We start from the raw sequence: 22,892 nt of genomic DNA, 5'->3' as shown, positions 1-22,892 counted from the left end.
CCCTCCTACTTATTGTATTTAATCCGTGGATCAACAAAGACATACAGTAAATCCACAATCAAGTTAATCAATACGAAAATGGCGGCGATAAGCAAAATTCCTGACTGGATAACAGGATAATCGCGATACGCAATCGCGTCATATAGGTATCTTCCGATTCCCGGCCAGCCAAAGATCGTTTCTGTTAGAATTGCTCCTCCTAAGAGAAGGCCTGTTTGTAGACCAATCACCGTTAAAACAGGTATAATCGCATTTTTCAAAGAATGTTTGTAAACTACCCAGAACATCCTTAAGCCTTTCGCACGTGCTGTACGAACGTAATCCGAGCGCATGACCTCAAGCATGGTGGCGCGCGTCATCCGCGCAATGATTGCCATTGGAATTGTCGCCAGTGCAAGGCTTGGCAAAATTAAATGCTGAACAACGGTCCAAAATTGATCAAATCTACCCTGCAGCAAAGTATCAATTAAATAAAGATTCGTAATCGCTGTGATGGGATCCCTAACATTCTCCCTGCCAGTAGTAGGCAGCCAGCCTAATTCAATTGAAAAAGCCCATTGTTCCATTAGACCGAGCCAGAAAATCGGCATCGAAACACCTACCAGGGCAAGAACCATTGCCACATAATCAAACCATGATTTAGAGAACCAGGCACTGATGATTCCTGCGTTTACGCCGACAATGACAGCGATAATCATCGCAACCAGAGTCAATTCAAATGTTGCCGCTAGATATGGCCAAATCTCCACGTTGATTGGGCCTCTAGTTCTCAAAGAGGTACCTAAATCCCCTTGAAAAAGCTGGCCAATATAATCGAAATATTGTATGTACCAAGGCCTGTCCAACCCTAATTCCCTTGTTAACGTTGCAATCGCTTCAGCAGTAGCCCTTTGTCCAAGGATGACCTGGGCGGGATTCCCTGGAATTGCATGGATTATCGCAAACACCACGAGCGTCATCCCGAATAAAACAGGGATTAAGGAAAGAATTCGGCGAACTGTGTAAGTAAACATTTGTTTCACCTCTTTTTTTCAAAAGTTCTTTTCTAAAAGATTGCTGTTTCGTTATTTCGCTAATAGAACCTCGAAATTCGCTAATAAAATGCATTAATTCGCTAATAGAACGTTTAAATCCGCTAATAGAACTCAAAAATTCGCTAATAGAGTGTAGTTTTACACCTTTTTCGATCCCTTAAATACGGCAAACTGTACCTTTTGTTGATAAAAGGGGAGGAAAAAAACTCCCTCCCCCATTCAAGATGGATTATTTAAAGTACACTTTTGTCAGAGCTTCAGAACCAGTTGGGTGCGGCAGATAGTCTGCTACATCTTTAGCTGCTGCTAACAGCGGTGTTGAGTGAACAAGCGGTACCCATGGAGCGTCTTCATGAATGATTTCCTGTGCTTTCTTGTAAAGCTCGTTACGCTTAGCTTGTTCTGTTTCGGTCTGCGCTGCAATCAATACATCATGAAGCTCGTCATTGCTGTATTGAGAGTAGTTGTTGCTGCCGATGCTGTCTTTATCAAGCAATGTGTATAAGAAGTTATCAGGGTCACCATTGTCACCAGTCCAGCCAAGCATGAACATGTCAAACTCACCCTTAGCGGCCTTATCTAGGTAAGTAGCCCAGTCAACAGATTGAATCTTCGCTTTAACATTGATTTTTGCTAAGTCTGCTTGGATAACCTCTGCAACTTTTTGTGCTTCAGGCATATAAGGACGTGCTACAGGCATTGCCCATAGGTCGATTTCAAAGCCTTTCTCATAGCCTGCTTCTTTCAATAATGCTTTTGCTTTTTCTAAATCGTAATCATAATCCTTGATGCTATCGTTATAGCCTTCGATGGAAGGAGGCATAGGGTTCTTCGCTGCAAGAGCCTTTCCACCGTAGAATGCTTTGATAATATCTTTCTTATTAACAGCATGGTTGATTGCTTGACGTACCAGCTTGTTATCAAATGGCTTGCGAGTAGTTGTCAAGCCAAGGTAACCAACGTTCATAGATGGACGCTCAATTACTTGAAGCTTGTCATTCCCTTTAACTGTTGCTTCGTCAGAATTGTTCAAGCCATCCATAACATCGATTTCGCCATTAGCAAGAGCGTTTAGACGTGCAGTGTTTTCCGGAATAACACGGAAGACTACTTTGTTTAACTTAGGAAGACCTTTTTGCCAGTAGTCAGGATTCTTTTCTAGTGTAATCGTATCGTTTTGCTTCCACTCTACGAATTTGAATGGACCTGTTCCAACCGGATTTTTTCTAAAGTCGTCGCCGTATTTTTTAACAGCCGTTGGGCTGGCGATACCAAATGGCGACATAGCCAGGTTCTTTAAGAATGGAGCCTGTGGTCTTTTTAAAACAAATTGTACTGTGTGCTCGTCAACTGCTTTCACTTCTTTAATGACATGACCTTCGTCAGCTTTATAGCCGCCAAACATTGTGTAGTACGGGAATTTATCTTCGTTCCCGTTCATCCAGCGGTCAAAGTTGAAGACAACAGCGTCTGCATTGAAGTCAGTTCCGTCGTGGAATTTTACACCTTGGCGTAAATTGAAGGTATAAGTTAATCCATCATCGGATACTGTCCACTTTTCAGCAAGGCCAGGATTTACAGTCGTATCTTGGTCACCATACTGCAAAAGCGTTTCAAAAATATTCTCAGTCACTTTGAAGGCTTCCCCTTCAGTTGTAGTGATTGGGTCTAAGGATGTGGAGTCACCGCCACGGCCATAGACTAGCGTATCCTTTGCTGAACCGCCGCTAGTAGCAGGCTCTTTCTTGCCGCCTGTTTCTTTGGTCGTTTCGCCGCCGCAGCCTGCTAAGAACATGCTGAGGGCCAATAAGGAAATCAACAGCAATTTAATTGACTTTTTGCTCATAAGCGTTTTTTTACCCCCTAAAGCTTTTTTATTTATCATCAATGCCGCCTATTACTTGTTATACAAATGACAGGCAACAAAATGACCATTAAGATTGTGTTCTGTTGGTCTAGTAGTTTTACAAATATCCATGCACTCCCCGCATCTTGTGTGGAAAGCACAGCCTGATGGCGGATTTGCCGGGCTCGGCAGTTCACCTTCTATTAAAATAGTCTTCTTTTTGACATCCGGGTCCGGAATCGGGACTGCGGACAGCAGTGCTTTCGTATAGGGATGCTTTGGATTTTCATAGAGTTCCTCACTTTCAGCTAACTCTATCAATCTTCCTAAATACATCACGCCAACGCGGTCGCTGATATGGCGAACCACACCTAGGTCATGAGCGATAAATATGTAGGTTAACTGGAACTCTTTTTGGATGTCCTTCATCAGGTTCAGGACCTGCGCTTGAATCGAAACATCGAGTGCGGATACCGGTTCGTCGGCAATAATCAGCTTTGGCTTTGTCATCAATGCTCTAGCGATGCCAATCCGCTGGCGCTGCCCGCCGCTGAATTGATGCGGATAGCGTTTCGCATGATAGCTGCTCAAGCCTACAACCTCAAGCATTTCCTTAACACGTTTTTGGCGTTCCGTTTTTGTTCCAATTCCGTGCACAATTAAAGGCTCTTCAAGAATTTGCTCTACCGAATGCCGAGGGTTCAATGAAGCATAGGGATCCTGGAAAACCATCTGGATATCGCGGCGAACCTTCCTTAATTCCGAATTCGACATACTCGTAATCTCTTTATCTTCAAAAACAATTTTCCCATCACTAGCCTCAATTAAGCGCATAAGCAAGCGGCCGGTCGTTGATTTGCCACAGCCGGATTCGCCTACGATGCCTAAAGTTTCACCTTTTTTCACATAAAAAGAAACATCATCAACGGCCTTTACTTCCCCTTGTTTTTTTCCCAAAAGTCCGCCGTTGATTGGAAAGTACTTTTTTAAACCATTAACTTCAAGAAGTAACTCCGACATGTTTGTCACTCTCCTCTTTCAATGTATGTAGGAAACAGCGCACTTCATGTCCGTCTTTTTCCGATTTAAATAATGGTGGAGAATCGGTATGGCATTGATCAAACGCTTCCGCACATCTGGCGGCGAAGCGGCAGCCATTGGTAACAGTGCCTGGGACCGGAACCGTTCCTGGAATGCTGTAGAGTCGTTCTTTCTTGCCTCTCAAGTCCGGGACCGATTTCAATAATCCTTTTGTGTAGGGATGCTGCGGGTCTTTTAGAATTCTTCTGACATCGCCCTGCTCAACGATTTGTCCGGCATACATGACGACGACACGTTCACATATTTCTGCGACTACGCCTAAATCATGAGTAATAAGGATGATTGATGTTTTCGTTTTTTCATTTAAATCCTTCATTAAGGCCAGAATTTGTGCCTGAATGGTGACGTCAAGTGCCGTTGTCGGCTCGTCCGCAATCAGTACTCTTGGGTTGCAGGCCATCGCCATGGCAATCATCACCCGCTGCCGCATTCCGCCTGATAATTGATGCGGATGTTCTTTTAAAATCCCTTCCGCTCTTGGTATTCCAACTAGCTTAAGTAATTCAATGCTTCGGACTCTTGCCTCTGCCTTAGAGAGGTCCGTATGTAAACGAATGGCTTCCATCAGCTGATTCCCGATGGTAAACAGTGGGTTTAAAGACGTCATCGGCTCCTGAAAAATCATCGAGATTTGGTTGCCGCGGATTTTCCGCCACTCTTTTTCTGTTAAATTCGTTAAATCAGTTCCATTAAAAATAATTTCGCCCTTTTCAATTTTTCCTGGCGGTGATGGAATTAAGCCCATCGTTGCTAAGGAGGTGACACTTTTACCGCTGCCGGATTCCCCTACAATTCCTAGGATTTCGCCTTCCTTAAGTTCAAAACTAATCCCATCCACTGCAGGTAAGAGCTTTTTTCCGGATTGGAAGGATACTTTTAAATCGTTTATTCGAAGAATGGAATTTTGATCCATACTAAACACCTGCCTGACTAGACTATTATTTTCAAATGAATAGTGTTCTGAAATATTATAATATAATAAATTTTAAAATTATTATGACATAAATCACCCTGTAAGCGCTATCTAAAAATGTCATTTAGGGGAAAATTTTTTAAATGAGGAAAAAACAGGGATAATACTTTAAAGCGTTAAAGTAGCAAAAAACGCAGAAAAGGGCAATTTAATCCGTTAACGTAAAGAGGCCAGGCCCTTGCGTTCTCTTATCTTACGCAGTGTTGGCCTGACCTCAATGGTTAGTTATTTTTTATACCAGTATAGATTTGAATAGCATCTCTTAGAAACTCGGCCGTTCCCGGCTGGTCTTTATCATAGTAGGCTTTGAATCTTTCATCGTCGACGTACATTTGCGCCAATCCCGCATGGGCTTCTTTACTGTATTCCTTCCAGTAAAAGCTGAGCCAGCGCTTGTGGAGGTCTGCTGCTTTCTGTGCCAACTCTCCTGCCGGATTGCCAGTTTTCATAGCCTCCGCTAAGGTGGTTTTAATTTCCTCGCCTAACGCGGTGACCTCTTGATACTGCTCCTCGGTCATCTTCATGACCTTGGCTTTCGATTGATTGACCGCATCATCGCCATACTTGGCGCGAACTTCCTTGCCATATTTTTTCTCATTTTCATCTATCATTTTCTTCTTGAAGCCTTCAAATTTTTCTTTATTAGACATCTTGAATCTCCCTTCTGTCATCGCGATTGTCTTTTCAACATTCACGATTAACAAGTCTAATTGTTCCCGCTTTTCGAGGAGCTTTTGGCGATGTTCCATGAGTGCTGCGGCACCATCGAAGGAAGGGTCGGTTACAATCTCCTTGATTTGGTCGAGACTAACACCTAACTCCCGGTAAAACAGAATTTGCTGAAGCCGATCCACTTCTGCCTGCCCGTATATTCGGTAGCCTGATGAATTGATTCGTGCCGGCTTAAGAATCCCTATTTCATCATAATACCTTAGCGTCCGGGTGCTAATCCCTGCCAAACTCGCAAGCTTTTGCACCGTATATTCCATTCCTATCACCTCCTCACCAACAACGATACACCTTAACGCAACGTCAATGTCAATCACTAGTATGCCTATATTTTTTAAAAATTTCTTTGCACAAATTGTCGAGCAGTTTTAATAATAATTGGTTCTTTTTCCCTTTATAATGAGAGGGTGATTGTACTATTTTTAGAGGTTGAAAGGGGAAAGCAAAGATGGCTAAATTAGTTGTTATTTATGATCAACCGAAGGATCAAGAAGGTTTCGAAAACTATTATTTCAATGTTCATATTCCTTTAGCAGAAAAACTGCCTAATATCACAGGTGCGGAGGTTCACCGTGTTTTGCAAAAGCAAAATACGAGCGATAACCAATACCTTCTTGCAGAACTTCATTTTGAAAACCCAGCCATTCTAGCTCAGTCATTAGCATCCCCAGAGGGCCGTGAAGTCACTGCAGACGTGGCCAATATGATGCAATTTCTGAACAAACCCCCAGTTGTTTTAATCGTGGATTAATTAATAGGGATACTAACAAGCAGCAGGCACCAGTGCCTGCTGTTTTTTTATTCCAGAGAAACTATCTGTCATGGTTTGTCCCCATTATTGCATATGTATTACAAAGGAGGCGGACAAACATGCATACTTCATTTTCAACTATGAATTTACTGCGCTATTCGGTCGCATACGTGTTTATCATCTCGGGTTTAATGAAATTGCTTAACACTGATTTAGCCAACTATTTTTTGAGCCTGGGCCTGCCCTATCCTCAGCTCATGTTGAAGCTTGTCATCCTTCTAGAAATTGGCTGCGGGGCTTTAATCCTAGCGGGTAAAGCTGTAAAAAATGCCGTCATCCCCTTAATCGCAATTATGATAGCCGCTATTTTATTAACAAAGCTGCCTACACTTAACACAGGGCTTTTGCAATTCGCTTTTAACGCCCGCTTAGACATCGTCATGTTAGTTCTATTAATCGCTTTATACAAACGAAATCCGTAAACATTAAAAAATCACATTGGCCCTTAATAATACAGGGTTCCGTTTTAGGGTGCATTCTTATTAAAAGACACAAGAATTGACGTATGAATTGGCATACGTCTTTTTCTTTATTTATCAAAGTTTCTACGAAATCCTATTAACTTTGACATAGCAATTGACATCATTATTATGATGGACAATAAGTATTGTATAATTAAGAAGGTCATAACTTCTGTCATTTGCAGTGTATCTTTTATGATGATTCCCGCATCTAGGATCGAGAGGGTCCGCCCTTATCGGTTGGGGGATCAGGTTAAGCACCCGAGTTTAAAAATAGACGGAAAAATTTCGCTTATTTAGTGATTGCTATTAAAAAAGTCTTAAATAGACGTAGAAATTTCGCTTATTGACTAGAAAAATGCAAAAATGGGGGATTTTTCTATCAATAAGCGAAAAGTCTTCCCTTATTCACCCCAAAACGAGCTCATTTCCGTATTTAACCGTAAACCTCCGCTTATTTTTAGGCTGGTACTCGATTAAGGACAAGGCATCATATTTAATAGGGAGTGAGTTTTTCCAAGAGAACGGTGAACCGAGGTTTTATATAAGTAGGTTATGGTATTACTAATAAAGAAACTCGCCAATTGGCGAGTTTTCCTTTTTTTAATACCAATAACAATGCCAATACGACTGTCATTTCAGCCGTATTTTAAGAAATGCACCTCAAAACGGAACCCTTTACCCTTAATAAGACCTGTGTTTTTTCCTATCTATTGCAAATCATTATAAACCTTCGTCAACAATACACGATTTGGGTCTTGGCTTAACTCCCACATCATCGCTCCGCCTAAGCCCATTGATTTAATAAAAGTAGTCTTGTAACCCATTGATTCTTCATCATCATAGCTGATAAATTGCGAGCCATTAAACAGCCACGGCACTTTGGAATCTGGTTCCCAATAGCGGATAAACCCACTCTTGTTCAGGTAGTTTGCGACGATATCTGCGTAACTAAGCGCTTTTCCTCCGCCAGTAAAAGTCTGATACAATCCGTAATTTACATTTGTAACTTGATTATAGATTCTTCCGTAAAAAGGAACACCCATAACAATCTTATTGGCTGGCACACCCTTATTTAAATAGGTTTGCACCGCATCCTGAACGCTCCATTCGGAATAAAATTTCGACACAGGATCGCGGTATAATGGAGCATTCAGTCCTGTCAATGTATCCCATTCACCATGTATGTCATAGGTCATTAACTGAATATAATCGACATATTCCTGCAGCAGGTTTAACTCCGTATTGTTGGCAAAACCTGCACCGGCGCCGCCGGCAATTGTCAGCAGATATTGTTTTCCATCCTTAGCGCTTTGGGCAGCAAACGTTTCACGAATTTTTTTCAATAAAAGCGTAAAGTTCTGCTTATCCTCTGGGCGATTGATATTATCGCTTTCTCCTCCAGCGACCGGATATTCCCAGTCTAAGTCTACTCCATCAAAGCCGTATTTTAAAATAAACTCTAAACAGCTATTAGCAAAAATAGTCCGCGATTCCTCGGTCAGCGCGACATCCGAAAACTTTTCCGACCATGTCCAGCCGCCCACTGAGATCAAGGTTTTAAGCTGTGGGTACTGAGCTTTTAACTTCGTTAATTGATAGAAATTCCCTTTGTAAGGCTGGTCAGCCGTATCTCCAGGAAATGCCTTTTCCACATCAGCAAAGGAATCTCCAAGGGCAATTTTTCCATCCGCTGAAATATTAGCAAATGCGTAATTTAGATGGGTTAGCTTTGAACCATCAATATTGGAAACCTGAAAGTTAGAATAGGTAGACCAGCCCGCGTAATAGCCGACCTTTTTAAATGAACCCGGCACTGGCGCCGGTGTCACCGTATTTTGGACAAGCACAGTCCTCGTGACCTGTGCAATTTGGTTAGCTGTATCGTAAACGATCACTTTCAGAATTTGCTCGCCATCCGGCACCCATGGGTCGGTCGCCCAATTAGCCGTGTAAGGTGCGGCAGTGACCGTTTTGATTAGGTACCCGCCATTGCTGCTGTAGAACTCTACCTTGCTGACTCCCTTGTCATCGCTGGCATTGACTGACAAGGTGACCGTTCCGCTGATGGTTTTGCCGTCTGCTGCAATCGGAGAAACCTGGATGTCACTTACCACCGGCGGCTGATCGACAACAGTACTTGCTGCCGTCGTCACCTTTAAGGTATTACTTGCAGCAGAAACATTGCCTTTAGCGTCACGCGCTTTGACATAAAAGCTGTACGACGTACTAGGATTAAGGCTCTTCACGACGAATTGCGCTGCCGCGGTATTCCCTATGTATCTACTATCCTGGTAAACATCATAACCGGCAACACCCATGTTATCGGTGGAGCTATTCCATGCAAGTGACACAGTTGAATCCGTAATATTAACGGCACGCAGGCTGGTGGGTGCTGTTGGCGCTGTGCGGTCTGGTTTGGCAGCCTCCGCAATCCCTAAATTTGTAAAAAAGCTAGCTAATAATAAAAGAATAACTGCAAAAATAGACGCCTGTTTATTCCATTTCATCCCCCTGATTTCCTTCCTCTCTATTAAAATAGTAAAGTCTTGATTTCATTTTAATATAAAGAAACATTCGTAATATACAGGAAATATTAGTCATAATTCGCCAATAACAACCTATGTTAAAATAATAGAAATGAAAATTTGGGAAGGGAAAAAACATGGATTTAAAAGAAAAGGTAAAAAATCTCCCCCTCACACCCGGGGTTTATCTGATGAAGGATTCTGCCGGCCAAATCATCTATGTAGGAAAAGCCAAAAATCTGAAGAATCGCGTTCGGTCCTACTTCCAGCATTCCAAGGCCCATTCTAAAAAAACGATAAAACTTGTATCAACCTTAAAGGATTTTGATTACATCCTGACCGACACAGAGTTTGAAGCTTTTCTGCTGGAATGCCAGTTAATCAAAGAAATTAAACCTTTTTTCAACTGGAAGATGAAAAACCCGCAGAACTATTCCTATATCGTTGTGAAAATGGACGAGCGTTATCCCTCACTTGAAGTAACGAATGTTTACATTGAAAATGACGGAAATCTTTATTTCGGACCGTTTATCAGTAAATCCGCTGTGGAAAAAGCGGTCCAGGGGATCAAGGAATTTTTTAAAATTAGCTGCAGCAACCGTTCCTCAGGAGGCTCTCCCTGTTTGAATCATTCTCTTGGTCTGTGCATCGGTTTGTGCACCGGAAAAGTCTCGAGAGAAAAATATGATAAGATTTTAAACCGCATTATTGCTTTGATCAAAGGAAATGACTTAAGCCCATTTGCGGAAATGGAGGAAAAAATGGCCGCTGCTGCGGAGCAATTGGATTTTGAACTGGCCGCAAAGTATAAAGGGTATTTGGAGGTAATCAGTTTTCTTCATTATAAAGAAGATGTCATTGATTTTGCGGAGGCCAATCAAAATATCGTCACGATTGAATTTTTGGATGACGGCATTTTTAAACTCTTTTTAATCAAAGGTAACAGGGTGTTGTTTTCTGAGAAGTATTTGCTGGAGGGAACGGATGTCGATGTAACGGTAAAGTCGAATATCTTGACCTTTTTCAAGGGTGCCAGGGATGAAACTCCCCTTATTGTCCACAAAGAAGACCTTGATGAAGCGCAAATTATTTATAGCTATTTAACCGGTAATCATGGCAGGTACGTCCTAATTCCTGATGCTTGGCTTACGACGCAGGATCACACTCTCATGGATGATGCCATTCTAAAATTGCTATCAAAGCCCTAGAAATCTCGAGGGCTTTTTTATATGGATAAATTACCTGACAAGGGTAAGGACATTATTTATTCGAAAATAATAACTATTTTAAAAAAACTTTCTTTTTATATAAATAATTCCTAAAAACACGATAAAATCAAGGTTTTAAGCCGAATTGTAAATATAATCCCAGAATTAAATTTTTGACGATTCTAAACTATAAAAGTATTATAAAATAATAAAAGGAGGTAGATTTATGTCAAACATAAATAAACAGAAAATTGTGGACAGTGTACCTCAGAAGGGTTTTTTCGGTCACCCTAAAGGCTTATTCACACTGTTCTTCACAGAGTTTTGGGAACGCTTTTCTTATTATGGAATGAGAGCAATTCTTGTATACTATATGTACTATGAAGTTTCCAAGGGCGGCCTTGGAATGGACCAAACCCTGGCATTGTCTATCATGTCCATTTACGGATCGTTAGTTTACATGTCCGGAATCATTGGCGGCTGGCTGGCTGACCGGATTTTCGGTACATCAAAAGCAGTGTTCTATGGCGGTATTTTAATCATGTTTGGTCATATTGCGCTAGCCATTCCGGGAAATATTACTTTATTCTTTGTTTCGATGGTATTGATTGTTCTTGGTACAGGGCTGCTTAAGCCAAACGTTTCCACCGTGGTTGGTGATATGTATGCAGAGAACGACAATCGTCGTGATGCAGGTTTCAGTATATTCTATATGGGGATTAACCTGGGAGCCTTCATTTCACCATTAATCGTTGGATCCCTCATGAGTGTCAGCTTCCATTTAGGATTTGGTATCGCAGCTATTGGTATGTTCGTAGGATTAGTAATGTTTGTTTTAACAAAGAAGAAAAACCTTGGATTAGCTGGTACTACAGTTGCAAACCCGCTGTCACCTGCTGATCGAAAAAAAGTCTTTACTACTATTGGATTAGGTGTAGCCGTCATTGCGGTAATTTGCGCCATTGCGATTCCTAATGGATATTTAACATTTGAAACCTTTGTTAACCTAATTGGAATTCTCGGTATTTTAATACCTACTTCGTACTTTATTGTCATGTATCGCAGTAAAAAAACAACATCGGTGGAACGTTCTCGTTTAATTGCTTATATTCCATTATTTATCGCATCTGTTATGTTCTGGGCCATTCAAGAGCAGGGTTCAACGATTTTAGCAAACTATGCGGACAAGCGTACTCAGCTTGATTTTGCAGGAATTCATATTTCTCCTGCATGGTTCCAATCCTTAAATCCATTATTCATTATCACCTTAGCTCCAGTTTTTGCTTGGCTTTGGGTGAAGCTTGGAAAAAGAGAACCAAATATTCCACAGAAGTTTTCATTAGCATTATTACTCTCCGGTTTATCATTTATCGTGATCTTGCTTCCTGCCTACTTTGGCGGTACAGATTCATTGGTAAACCCATTATGGTTAGTGCTTAGCTATTTAATCTGTGTTCTTGGTGAATTGTGTCTATCACCAGTTGGATTGTCAGCTACAACGAAGCTGGCGCCTGCTGCGTTCACAGCCCAGACAATGAGCCTATGGTTCTTATCAAGTGCTGCTGCTCAAGCGATTAACGCGCAAATCGTAAAATTCTACACCCCTGAAACAGAAATGGTCTACTTTGGTACGGTTGGAGGGGCGTCACTAGTATTAGGTATCATCCTCTTAATGCTTGCGCCTAAAATTCAGGGATTTATGAAGGGAATTCGATAACGAAAAAAGGTGTCTCCCCTTGAACTGCACCCCGTCAAGTAGACAGTATTAAAAATAAAAATTAGGCAATGGCCTTAGTCCGATATTCTATCGGGCTAAGGCCATTAAATTTAGCTTGTAAACGGTCTTGATTATAAAACCGAATGTAATCTTTTATATCCTTTTGAAGTTCCTCAAATGATTGATAATGGTGAAGATAATATCTTTCCACTTTCAAAGTCCCCCAGAATGACTCCATACATCCATTATCAATACATTTTCCGACTCTTGACATACTGTGGATAAGATGGTTTTGTTCGACTATCCTTTTAAATCCATTGGATGTATATTGAAAGCCACGATCACTGTGAATTAAAAGTTTCTCTTCATGTAAAGGATTCTTTGTTAAAGCATTATTAATGGTCTTAAAGACTAGCTTATTATCATTTCGATGTCCGAATACGCAGGATACAATAGAATTGTCGTACAGGTCTAAAACAGCGCTTAAATAAGCCTTTTGTCCATTCCCATATTTAAATTCAGTTATATCAGTTACCCATTTTTCATTTGGATGTGCTGCTGTAAATTCTCGGTTCAAAATATTCTCTTTTACGTTATTATCAGAAGGACGATGATCCCATTTCTTCTTCCGTCGTATCTTTGATTTTAGTCCAACTAATTGCATTAAACGATGAATTCGCTTTACATTATAGTGTTTATTCATTTTTCGGTTGAGATTCATTGTAATACGCCTATAACCGTAAATTCCATCCACCATTTCATAAATGGCTTTAATTTCTTTAAGTAATTCTCGATTTTCACGTTCCTGATCCGTTTCTTTTCGATTGTACCATTTATAGTATGAAGATCGATTGATATGGATAATTGAACATAGAAGCTGAATAGGGTAATTCATTTTTTCATTTAATTCACGTACTGCACAATAAGCTACCTCGTTCCGAACCTTGCTTAGTACCGCCTTCTTTCGATTTCTTCCAACTTTTTTAATAAAGCATTTTCAGCTTCTAATCGATAATTTTTCGCTTCTAATTCCTTAATCTTTATCCTTAATTTCTCTTGTTCTGACATTTCTTCTTCAAGTTTTTTTTCTGCCTCGGTGGTCCCGTAGGGACTCTGGTCCACCTGCTTCGTACTTTTTTGTCCAGCTGTATATCTGCTGGTAACTGATTTGATATTTTTCCATGACAGCTGAATAATCATGGCCATTCTTTATACAGAAATGAACAGCTTCCACTTTCTCTTCAAAAGATAATTTTCTGGAATGAATCATAAGGGAATTCCTCCGGTTTGTTATTCTGGTCTCCTTATGATCATTATAGTTCTTTATCCAGACATCGAGGGCTCCACTGCTCACTTTATAATTTTTGCATATATCTATTTTTGAATAATTCCCCGACAAATAGTCTTGAATAGCACTTAATCTTAATTCAACTGAATACTCTTTCCACCCATGTGCTTCCTCTAACCCATCAATACAATATAATTCATATTTGTTTTTCCATTTATATAGTGTGGACTTAGGAATATTGTATTTATCCTTTATTCCCCTGGGGCCCATTTCCCCCTCCATGTACTCCATTAAAATTTGATACTTTTCCATAGCAGAATATTTACTTCTCTTTGACATAAAAAATCCCCCTAAAGCAACGACAGATTTTTGTTTTTTCATCTGTCCACTTTAAGGGGAGCATATCACCTAAAATGGTGCAGACACCTTTTTTTTATTTTCGATGTTTTGTTAAAATAGTAATTGTTGGTTAACATGTAATTGGAATTCCAATCTTCAAAATAGAAAACCGATAAGCACTTAGTTCCATCACTTTTATTGCAATATATACTTAATTGGCAATCTTTCTAATTTTGCTTTTTTCATATATTTTATTGACGATTTAATTATTATTAAATTAAGATAATTATATTAAAATAATAATATATCAACGGAGGAAATTATATGGATGCAGCAATGGACCGACAACTCAATTCCAAGCACTCAAAGAAGCACCCCCCTGGACTATACCTCTTATTTATGACAGAAATGTGGGAACGTTTTAGCTACTACGGCATGAGAGCCATTCTTGTCCTTTATTTGACGAAATCACTGGTCAGCGGCGGATTGGGTATGAAAGAAAGCACCGCCCTAATGTTATACGGATTTTTTACCGGTGCAGTTTATTTCACACCGTTAATTGGCGGCTATTTATCTGATAGGTTTTTAGGCCAGAGGCTTGCTGTTACGATTGGCGGTATTACAATGGCCCTTGGTAACATCGTATTGTTCTCTAATCAAAGTTTCACTGCCGTTTATATTGGTTTAGGATTATTAATTATTGGTAACGGCTTCTTCAAACCGAATATCTCTACTATTGTTGGTGAGCTTTTTGACGCTAAAGACAAACGCCGCGATGCTGCGTTTACGATTTTCTATATGGGCATTAACACAGGTGCATTCTTCGCTCCATTAATCATTGGTTTTATTACTGATAAGTGGTTTGCGGTACATGTACATGGCGTAATTGAATATGGTTATAAATATGGATTCCTTGCATCTGCAATCGGAATGATTATTGGACAAATTCTATTTAATGCTTTAGGCAACCGTTTCTTAGGCGAAATTGGCAAAAAGCCAGTTGGAAAACCACAGGCTTCAAAATCTGGCACTACACAAAATCAAAAAATGACGAAGGTAGAAAAAAACAGAACTATCGTGATTTTCATTTTAGCTGCTTTTGTGGTCTTTTTCTGGGCTGGATTCGAACAGGCTGGCGGCGCATTAAGTATCTATACAGATAAATTCGTAGACCGCACCCTTTTTGGCTGGGAGATTCCAACCTCATGGTTCCAATCTGTTAACCCGTTATTTATCATTCTTTTAGCACCTGTTGTTTCCATGTTATGGGTAAAACTTTCAAACAGCAAACGGGGAGATTTACCGGTGCCAACAAAGATGGCATTTGGTATGATTCTTTTAGGAGCGGGCTTTATTGTTTTATTATTTGCCATCATGCAAACAGGCAGTGATGATAATCATATTACAACAAAAGCTAACATCCTGTTTATCGTTTTCACGTATCTGCTCCATACTATTGGTGAGCTGTTCTTATCGCCAGTTGGGCTATCCTTTGTAAGTAAGTATGCACCTGTGAAATTCGCCTCTTTATTAATGGCAGTTTGGATGGCCAGCTCTTTTGTGGCAAACCTTCTTGCCGGCCAATTAGGTGCCTTTACTGAAACAATGGGTTACTTTGAAGTATTCTCTGTCATTGGTATCGCTGTCATTGTCCTTGGTCTGATTCTCCTTACACTTTCCAAGAAGCTTGTGAAAATGTTGGGTGAAGAGGAAACAAAAGAAGCGAAGCACGCTGCATAAGCTTTTAACGCTGCTGTTAAAAAAAGAACGAAGGCTCTTTGATAAGCCTTCGTTCTTTTTTATTTTTTATTAATCAAATGTTTTACTCCATAAATAGGGTGATACAACAGCATCCACGGGCCGGAGTAGCGCATGACGGCTTTGATTTTTTGTCGGTAGGATGGTTTATAACAGTGAACTTTACAATGGGAGCAGGATGATTTCTCCTCACCAAAGCGGCAGAAGGAGAGCCTTAACATACAGTAGTTTTTCAACTCCTGACATTCATTGCACAAACCATTGGGATGTTTATGCTTGCGGCGGCAATAAATCTCAATCATTTGCTTGACGATTTCTTTTTCCTTTTGGATAACTGGGCCAGTGTTTGGTTCTATTAAACGCGCTCCCATGTTAAAAACCTCCTACCATTAGATTCATCTCTTACCTTTAACATATCATGGAATCTAGTTTTCAAATGGAAAACTATTTACAAATTTCGCACATTTAAGTATTAAAAAAGTACTCCCGCGAGTACTTTTTTAGATAACTTTATACCTCTTGCAAATCCTTGTGAAAAACAATATCGTTCAAGGCTAATTGCAGCGTTCCTTTAAACTCTGCCTTATGACTGATATCAACTCCCGAGGCAATCAGACTTTTGACAATTTCGGACCGCATACCGGTGAGGATCGTTTTACAGCCCATCATCGAAAAGCCCTGGATGATTTGGACAAAGTTCCGTGCGGCTTCTTTTTCCATCGAGGCCACACCTGAAAGGTCAATTATTAAAGTTTGAATTTGCCGATATTCAATTTCAGTCAGCACTTTATTCTGAATCGTTGAAATACGCAGATCATCAAGTGTTCCAATTAAGGGCAAAATGCAAATCTCTTTATTAATTGGAATAATTGGAACAGATAGGTTTTCGACAAGCTTTCTTTGGTTCTCCAGCAATTCATCCTTATATTTCGTGTACGTGATAAAAAAGTGTGTCAGGAACTGATCAATTAATTCATTTATACTTTTTTCCATTGAAAAAAATGTAATTCTATCAGTCTCCAATTTATTGAAAGCATCAAAGTTATAGAGAAAATCCCAAAGTGTTCGGCGGATCGCCTGAATCCATTCCAATTTGAACGCAAGGGTCAAGGAATGCTTCGCCCAAGCCATCCCCTCCTGCTTCGCAAATGAAATTAGTTCATGTTCCCGACCTTCAACGACATATAGAACTAACTTATGGGCATTGTTAAGTAAATTAATTCCGACATTATGTATATCATCAATTTTGTCACTTACATTCGTCGCCTCAGCCAGCAAACGGTCCTCAAATAATTTTTGATTTTCCAAAAAGTATTCCTTTATTGAATATTTATCGTCAAACATAACATTCAATTTTCTCACACCCCGTTGTGTTTTTTGCTGCTGCTGCGGAAGCCTTATCGTAAAAGTGGTTCCTTGATTTTTCTTGCTGTCAACCAAGATCATGCCGCCATGCTGATAAATGACTGAGAACACCTGAGCAAGTCCCATCCCTGTCCCCTGATCCTTGGTCGTAAAAAAGGGCGTGCCTAATAGCGAAAGCTTCTCCTCGGGAATGCCAACTCCTGTATCTTGAATCGTCACAATGACTTCATTATTCTTTGTGTAATGTGTCAGAGTAATGGCGCCTTCCCCGTCAATCGCTTCAATCGCATTTTTAATTAAATTAAAGAAAGCCTTTTTAAATTGATTTTTCCTGCCGTAAATAGCAGCACCAGTATCTTGAAAATCAGTTTGGATGGTAATCTCATACATCTTGTCCTGGAATAGGTTAATAATGGATTCCAATTCGACTGACAAATGAATAGTTTGGAATTCTTCGTCCTCTAGATCAGGCTTAGAAACCTGAAGGAGATTATTTAAAGTTTTCAGGGCGTTATCCAATTCGGAATGAGCAATTTCTAGGTATTCATTTTTTTGATCCTGCTGCAAAAGCTGTAAAAACCCTTTGACCGCTGTTAATGGATTTCGTACTTCATGGGCAATTCCTGCAGCAATTTGGCCAATCGAAGCCAATTGGCTTAAATGATTGGCCATTCCATTCTCGGCGTAAACCTTTTCTTCGGTGTTCATCTTTTATAAACTCCTTTCCATCAAAAGGTACATAAGGGTTTATTTTTAATAGTTTGAATATTTCCATTCCCTAAATATTAGTTTACTAGAAAAATTTTCAAGGTAAATACTAAGAATTATGCATTCTTTTCCACTTCATATAGTAAAAAAGTCCTAATACCCCAAAAAATAATAAAGGGAAGAAAGACTCGTTATTTTAACTGTTCTTTTATTCCTTCTATGATGTCCAAGGGCATGACTCCGTAATGAGAGAGAACTTTTGCTTTTTCTTGTCCGGCCCTTGCATGAAGGTAACTTGCGGCAATCATAGCATGTAAGGGTTCCGCACCCTGGGCAAGAAATGAGGCAATCAAACCAGTAAGAACGTCCCCGCTGCCTCCTTTTCCGAGGGCATCATGACCGAGCGGGTTTATATAGACCTGTCCATCCGGTGAGACAATAATGGACCGGTGTCCCTTCAAGAGCAAAAACACATGGCCCTCCTTCGCATATTCCCGGGCAATTTCAATGCGGTTTTCCTCCACCTCTTTGACGGTCCTGTTTACTAACCTCGCCATTTCCCCCGGATGTGGAGTAAAAATGACAGGCCCCTTATACTGGCGGACCAAGTCCATCAAGTCACGAACGAAATAAAGTCCATCCGCATCAATAATCAAAGGCTGGCCACTCAAAGACCCAATCAGAGATTTAAGCCACTCCTCTCCTCCTGCAAACCTCCCCATCCCAGGCCCAACGGCTACACAGTCAAACTGCCGAAGCTGCGGAATAATTTCATGAACTGCCCTGGCTGCAAAATGACCATGTTCATCAGATAATGGCATAAATAACAATTCCGGATTTTGCGCCGCCGCCATCGGATAAATCCCTTCCGGAACGGCCAGCGTTACCAGACCTGCACCAGAATGTAAGGCTGCCCTCGCTGAGAATATCGGGGCACCTACATATGGGCGTGAGCCGCCGACTATCAGGGCATGACCGAATGTCCCTTTATGACCATGCCTTGGCCGTTTTGGCAGCACCTCACGCACAAGAGGCCCTGTTATTACCTTTGGCATGTCCAGCCCTAAATCTACCGCGGCCGAGGGCGGTACAGAAATATCAACCGCCTTCCAGTCACCGATGTATTTTGGTCCTTCCTGTAAAAAGAAGCCTTTTTTCGGAAAAACAAATGTTATCGTCTTATCAGCCTTAATTGCTTCTCCTACAACCTTCCCGGTATCGCTGCTGACACCTGAAGGGATATCAACAGACAAGATCAATTTCTTTCCGGTATGTTCGTTGACCATGGAAATCACATTGCTGAAGGGTTCCCTGACAGGGCCATTTACCCCAGTCCCCAAAATGGCATCGACAACCACATCCGCCGTGTTCAATTCATTTTTTAACCCCTTAAGTGAATGTTCTTGAAGGTAAAAGACAGGCAGCCCGCGATTCATATACACATCAAAGTGGATTTTTGCATCTCCCTTTAAACGGTCAGGATCGACGAGCAGACATAACAGTGTCCTGACTCCCGCATCAATCAGCCTGCGGGCAATAACAAAACCGTCGCCGCCGTTATTCCCCCCGCCAGCAAGAACGATGACCCGTGGATTTGGGCAAGGTAAGTCCCCTAGAATTTCCTCTACTACTCTTGCCCCGGCATTTTCCATTAGGACCACACCGGGTAAACCAATCCTTTCCATCGTATACTGATCCATCCGCTGCATGTCCCTTTGCCCCGCCGCAAACATGTCAAACCAACCTCCTCATCGAATATATCTAGTTTCATTTTACATCTTTTCCTCCAAAAAAGAGCCCAAGGTGTTTGGACTCTTTTGGAAATTATTCAGATTTTAGATCTGATTCATTTACATACATAATAAAATCAATTATTTCTTCTCCACTATGAAAGGAATTTCCGTTCGCAGTGGCCTTGATGGCCGCTTCCTCCCCAGAGCTTTTATAGGGCGTCCAGCCAAAAAACAAGTCCCTTACAGGAAATACATCTTGAAAAAAATTCGGCTGTTTTGCCTTGTTTATTTCATCAAAAGAATCGATAACAGAGCTCCACTCGGCGGGCATCCTTAAAACACCATAGGATTTACCGTCAAGAGACAGCGTTTTTTTTAGCAGAATGCCCGGATAATAAGTCTCTATCCCGTCCCTTATTAGATAATTCCTGTCTTTCTTTAAATAAAACTTCATATCACTGACCGCATCATCCGGGTGGATGTTCCATACAATCATGTAGGTGGACGGAATCTTAGGGTTAACTCGCCAAACCTTAGGCTCGCCGGCATTATCAATATATACAGCCTTCCATTGATGATTTTTCCATGACCAATAGCTTAATCCGTAACGGTTATCCTCTGTTACGAACGGGACAATTTTATGACGTTCATCCACGTAAATTATATCTTGAATCACGTCAGCTGCCACTTCTGGAAATACATGATTTATTTCTTCAAGCAATTGCTTATTTGTTAAAAATCCATCCGGCTTGGAAAAATAAAACCAATAAACCATTACCGCGGACAAGAGCAGGATTCCTATACCAGAAATAATCATCATCCGTTTTTTCATCTCATTGCCCGCCCTTTAATATCGATTCGTCCGAACGAAAATAATGCTGTTTTTCCGGTGTCGAAATCAATAACCCTTTTCCTTCGTTTTCAACGTAAACAATTACATTAAGGCCACTACCAAACTTGGGAGTAGAACCAATAAGCTGATAAGGGAATCGTTCACTTTTTTTATCCGTCTCTTCCTCTGACTCATGGAACCATTCCATACTGTGGATGGATTCTTCCATCATTTTTGGGAGCTGCTCTTGCAATGATTTTTTATCCAGGGTGAGGTTTTGTGCAGTAGGGAAGGTACTAATAATAGAAGCTCTCTCGATGTTTGAAATATAGACGTCTACCTGGTTTTCCGGATAAATAAAATGATACAGCGGTATATAAGCTAAGGTTGTCGCTAGAAAAATATAATTAGCAAAAAATCCAAGCCAGGCAAAGTGCCGATAAATCTGCCACTGTTCTGTCCTGCCTCTTAACCAGAACAAGAACCAAACTCCTAATGGCAAAATGGCAAGCTTAATGGTCGTTTCAGACATCCTCCAATTGAAGGAAAAAGAAAAAACACCTACGAATAAAATGACAATCACTTTCCATATGCTTATTTTTACAGTCTTTTTTTTATAAATTCGATAGGCGAAATAACCGGTCATTCCCCATCCCAAAATCCCCAGCAAAACAGCGATGAGATTTACATTCCCCATAGAAACTCATCCCCTTCTCGGTTTCCTTAATTTAACAATAAGGCATAAATCAGAATTTGCACATCCTAATTTAAATGATATTTCACATTTTTGGATACGCAGGGTAAATTTGGGGAAAATGTTTTTATTTGTTTTTGCTTATCCTATGATTATAAGAAATTTTTTAAGAGGTGTTTAATAAATGGGGAAAGCCAATTTTCAACTGGTTTTGCAAACAGTTAACTTAGTTTTAGGGTTCATGATTTGGGTCATCATTTCTTCTTTAATATCTTTTATTCAAACTGATATTAAGCTTACACCCGGTCAGTTATCGACCGTAACAGCCATTCCGGTCATTCTCGGATCGATCTTAAGGGTTCCAATCGGTTTTTGGACTAACCGCTATGGCGCAAGATGGCTGTTTACAATTGGTCTGCTATTTCTGATTCTGCCTGTTTACTATATCAGCTTGGCGGATTCCTTCACCGATTTAATCATCGGCGGTTTAGCCCTTGGTGTCGGAGGTGCGTTGTTCTCAATCGGGGTCACCTCCCTGCCGAAATATTATCCAAAAGAACGGCATGGGTTTGTAAACGGTATTTACGGGGCTGGTAACATTGGTACAGCCTTTACTTCCTTTTCGGCCCCGCTTTTGGCCAATGCCATCGGCTGGAGAAGCACGGTTCAATTATTTTTAATTTTAATCGTAATTTTCGCGGTTCTGACATTTATCTTTGGTGACAAAAAAGAACAAACGGTAAGGGTCTCCTTAACCGGTCAAATTAAAAGTGTTTATAAAAACTATCGGCTCTGGTTTTTATGCTTGTTCTATTTTATAACTTTCGGTTCATTTGTTGCCTTTACTGTTTATTTACCTGCCTTCCTTGTTAACCATTTTCATTTAACGAAGGTGGATGCTGGGTTCCGAACAGCCGGGTTTATTGTCATTGCCACCATCATGCGTCCGATCGGGGGCTTTCTTGCTGATAAATTTAACCCTTATCTCATCTTGATTGTGATCTTTAATGCGATTACTTTCGCCGGATTTCTATTATCGTTTACTCCGTCATTGCCTATTTACACCGTGGGCTGCATTTTAGTTGCTTTTTGTGCAGGGATCGGGAATGGTACCATTTTCAAGCTTGTGCCTTTATATTTTTCAAAACAGGCCGGCATTGTAAACGGTATTGTAGCGGCCATGGGGGGACTGGGCGGATTTTTCCCGCCAATCGTGTTAACGATTCTATTTAATATGACCGGCCATTATGCGATTGGCTTTATGGCTCTTTCCGAATTTGCACTTGCTGCTGCGATTATTGTGACAGCCCTATACTTCCTTGATAAATTACAGATTTCTAACCAGGTTATTGAAAGCACCGCGGAAGGAATCATGGTGACAGATTTAAAGGGGGTTATTCAACGGATTAATCCTGCGTTCACTGCTGTTACTGGGTATTCGAAAGATGAGGCCATTGGCAATACTCCCGTTATCCTTCGCTCCGGAAAACATGATGAAGCTTTTTATACAAAAATGTGGGAGGATATCCGTAAAAACGGCTCATGGCAGGGTGAAATTTGGAACAAAAAGAAGGATGGGCACATTTATTTGGAGTTGTTAACCATCAGCACCATTAAGGATGAAAATGATAACCCGCTGAATTATGTGGGAATGTTTAATGAGCTGCGTTAGGGGTTTTTCGGACTTCTGAGTTGATGAAGGATAGGTCATTTTTCATCCAGAATAGCTGGCCATCAGCGAAGTGAGAAATGAATGAGGAAAAAATT

General features: G+C 40.7%; 19 protein-coding genes. 6 read left to right on the top strand and 13 right to left on the bottom strand.

Translation table 11 applies throughout. The features are described from left to right. Positions 1-5: 5 nt before the first annotated feature. The 5 genes from V5M37_RS06360 to V5M37_RS06340 all read right to left on the bottom strand — a co-directional run bounded on the left by V5M37_RS06360 (position 6) and on the right by V5M37_RS06340 (position 5,943). A complete protein-coding gene (locus tag V5M37_RS06360; RefSeq protein WP_423801280.1) occupies positions 6-1,013 on the bottom strand; it encodes an ABC transporter permease in 1,008 nt (335 codons plus the stop codon). Positions 1,014-1,263: 250 nt separating this feature from the next. Beyond that, positions 1,264-2,880, bottom strand: coding sequence for an ABC transporter substrate-binding protein (locus tag V5M37_RS06355; protein ID WP_213146776.1), 1,617 nt, complete (start codon positions 2,878-2,880; stop codon positions 1,264-1,266). Between the two features lie 51 nt (positions 2,881-2,931). Next, a complete protein-coding gene (locus V5M37_RS06350) occupies positions 2,932-3,900 on the bottom strand; it encodes an ABC transporter ATP-binding protein (RefSeq protein WP_423801279.1) in 969 nt (322 codons plus the stop codon). Then, the gene (locus tag V5M37_RS06345; protein ID WP_423801278.1) at positions 3,881-4,894 is read right to left on the bottom strand and encodes an ABC transporter ATP-binding protein; all 1,014 of its coding nucleotides are present in this window, start codon (positions 4,892-4,894) and stop codon (positions 3,881-3,883) included. The genes V5M37_RS06350 and V5M37_RS06345 overlap by 20 nt, the downstream gene beginning before the upstream one ends. A 281-nt stretch (positions 4,895-5,175) precedes the next feature. Continuing rightward, positions 5,176-5,943 carry a MerR family transcriptional regulator gene (locus V5M37_RS06340; RefSeq protein ID WP_423801277.1) on the bottom strand — a complete coding sequence of 256 codons (768 nt, stop codon included), beginning with the start codon at positions 5,941-5,943 and terminating at the stop codon, positions 5,176-5,178. A gap of 188 nt (positions 5,944-6,131) precedes the next feature. On the opposite strand from V5M37_RS06340, the gene V5M37_RS06335 reads away from it, so the two are divergent. Continuing rightward, a complete protein-coding gene (locus tag V5M37_RS06335; RefSeq protein WP_423801276.1) occupies positions 6,132-6,434 on the top strand; it encodes an EthD family reductase in 303 nt (100 codons plus the stop codon). A 119-nt stretch (positions 6,435-6,553) separates the two neighbouring features. After that, positions 6,554-6,916 (top strand): DoxX family protein, encoded by a 363-nt coding sequence (locus V5M37_RS06330; protein WP_423801275.1) that lies wholly within the window; start codon positions 6,554-6,556, stop codon positions 6,914-6,916. 749 nt (positions 6,917-7,665) lie between these two features. Here V5M37_RS06330 and V5M37_RS06325 read toward each other — a convergent pair. Then, positions 7,666-9,465 (bottom strand): glycosyl hydrolase family 18 protein, encoded by a 1,800-nt coding sequence (locus tag V5M37_RS06325; RefSeq protein WP_423801274.1) that lies wholly within the window; start codon positions 9,463-9,465, stop codon positions 7,666-7,668. 155 nt (positions 9,466-9,620) lie between these two features. On the opposite strand from V5M37_RS06325, the gene V5M37_RS06320 reads away from it, so the two are divergent. Together V5M37_RS06320 and V5M37_RS06315 are read left to right on the top strand one after the other, a co-directional pair. Next, positions 9,621-10,691, top strand: coding sequence for a GIY-YIG nuclease family protein (locus tag V5M37_RS06320; RefSeq protein ID WP_423801273.1), 1,071 nt, complete (start codon positions 9,621-9,623; stop codon positions 10,689-10,691). Positions 10,692-10,917: 226 nt separating this feature from the next. Continuing rightward, positions 10,918-12,408, top strand: a complete 1,491-nt coding sequence (locus V5M37_RS06315) for a peptide MFS transporter (RefSeq protein ID WP_423801272.1) — start codon at positions 10,918-10,920, stop codon at positions 12,406-12,408. Positions 12,409-12,469: 61 nt separating this feature from the next. On the opposite strand, the gene V5M37_RS06310 is transcribed toward V5M37_RS06315, so the two are convergent. Both V5M37_RS06310 and V5M37_RS06305 read right to left on the bottom strand, forming a co-directional pair. After that, complete coding sequence (locus V5M37_RS06310) at positions 12,470-13,303, bottom strand: IS3 family transposase (RefSeq protein WP_423801271.1); 834 nt, start codon at positions 13,301-13,303, stop codon at positions 12,470-12,472. 180 nt (positions 13,304-13,483) lie between these two features. Further along, entirely contained in the window at positions 13,484-14,035 is a 552-nt protein-coding gene (locus tag V5M37_RS06305) for a transposase (protein ID WP_423801270.1), read from the bottom strand. 324 nt (positions 14,036-14,359) lie between these two features. Between V5M37_RS06305 and V5M37_RS06300 the strand changes: the two genes are divergently transcribed. Continuing rightward, on the top strand, positions 14,360-15,775 hold the full coding sequence (locus V5M37_RS06300; protein ID WP_423801269.1) for a peptide MFS transporter: 1,416 nt from the start codon (positions 14,360-14,362) through the stop codon (positions 15,773-15,775). Positions 15,776-15,834: 59 nt separating this feature from the next. Here the strand turns inward: V5M37_RS06300 and V5M37_RS06295 are convergent, their stop codons facing one another. The 5 genes from V5M37_RS06295 to V5M37_RS06275 all read right to left on the bottom strand — a co-directional run bounded on the left by V5M37_RS06295 (position 15,835) and on the right by V5M37_RS06275 (position 21,128). Continuing rightward, positions 15,835-16,164, bottom strand: coding sequence for a nitrous oxide-stimulated promoter family protein (locus V5M37_RS06295; protein WP_213146666.1), 330 nt, complete (start codon positions 16,162-16,164; stop codon positions 15,835-15,837). Positions 16,165-16,303: 139 nt separating this feature from the next. After that, the gene (locus V5M37_RS06290) at positions 16,304-17,866 is read right to left on the bottom strand and encodes an ATP-binding protein (RefSeq protein WP_423801268.1); all 1,563 of its coding nucleotides are present in this window, start codon (positions 17,864-17,866) and stop codon (positions 16,304-16,306) included. Between the two features lie 191 nt (positions 17,867-18,057). Beyond that, on the bottom strand, positions 18,058-19,599 hold the full coding sequence (locus V5M37_RS06285) for an NAD(P)H-hydrate dehydratase (protein WP_423801267.1): 1,542 nt from the start codon (positions 19,597-19,599) through the stop codon (positions 18,058-18,060). 91 nt (positions 19,600-19,690) lie between these two features. Further along, positions 19,691-20,431 (bottom strand): hypothetical protein, encoded by a 741-nt coding sequence (locus V5M37_RS06280; protein WP_423801266.1) that lies wholly within the window; start codon positions 20,429-20,431, stop codon positions 19,691-19,693. A gap of 1 nt (position 20,432) precedes the next feature. Further along, positions 20,433-21,128 (bottom strand): hypothetical protein, encoded by a 696-nt coding sequence (locus V5M37_RS06275; RefSeq protein WP_423801265.1) that lies wholly within the window; start codon positions 21,126-21,128, stop codon positions 20,433-20,435. Between the two features lie 181 nt (positions 21,129-21,309). Between V5M37_RS06275 and V5M37_RS06270 the strand changes: the two genes are divergently transcribed. Next, positions 21,310-22,797 carry a nitrate/nitrite transporter gene (locus V5M37_RS06270; protein WP_423801264.1) on the top strand — a complete coding sequence of 496 codons (1,488 nt, stop codon included), beginning with the start codon at positions 21,310-21,312 and terminating at the stop codon, positions 22,795-22,797. Positions 22,798-22,892 lie beyond the last annotated feature (95 nt).

This window comes from Neobacillus sp. SAB-20_R2A, from assembly GCF_049568635.1.
Lineage (GTDB): Bacteria > Bacillota > Bacilli > Bacillales > Cytobacillaceae > Neobacillus > Neobacillus citreus.
Note: the sequence above shows the minus strand (reverse complement) of the source record. Positions and strands in the feature narration are given on the sequence as shown.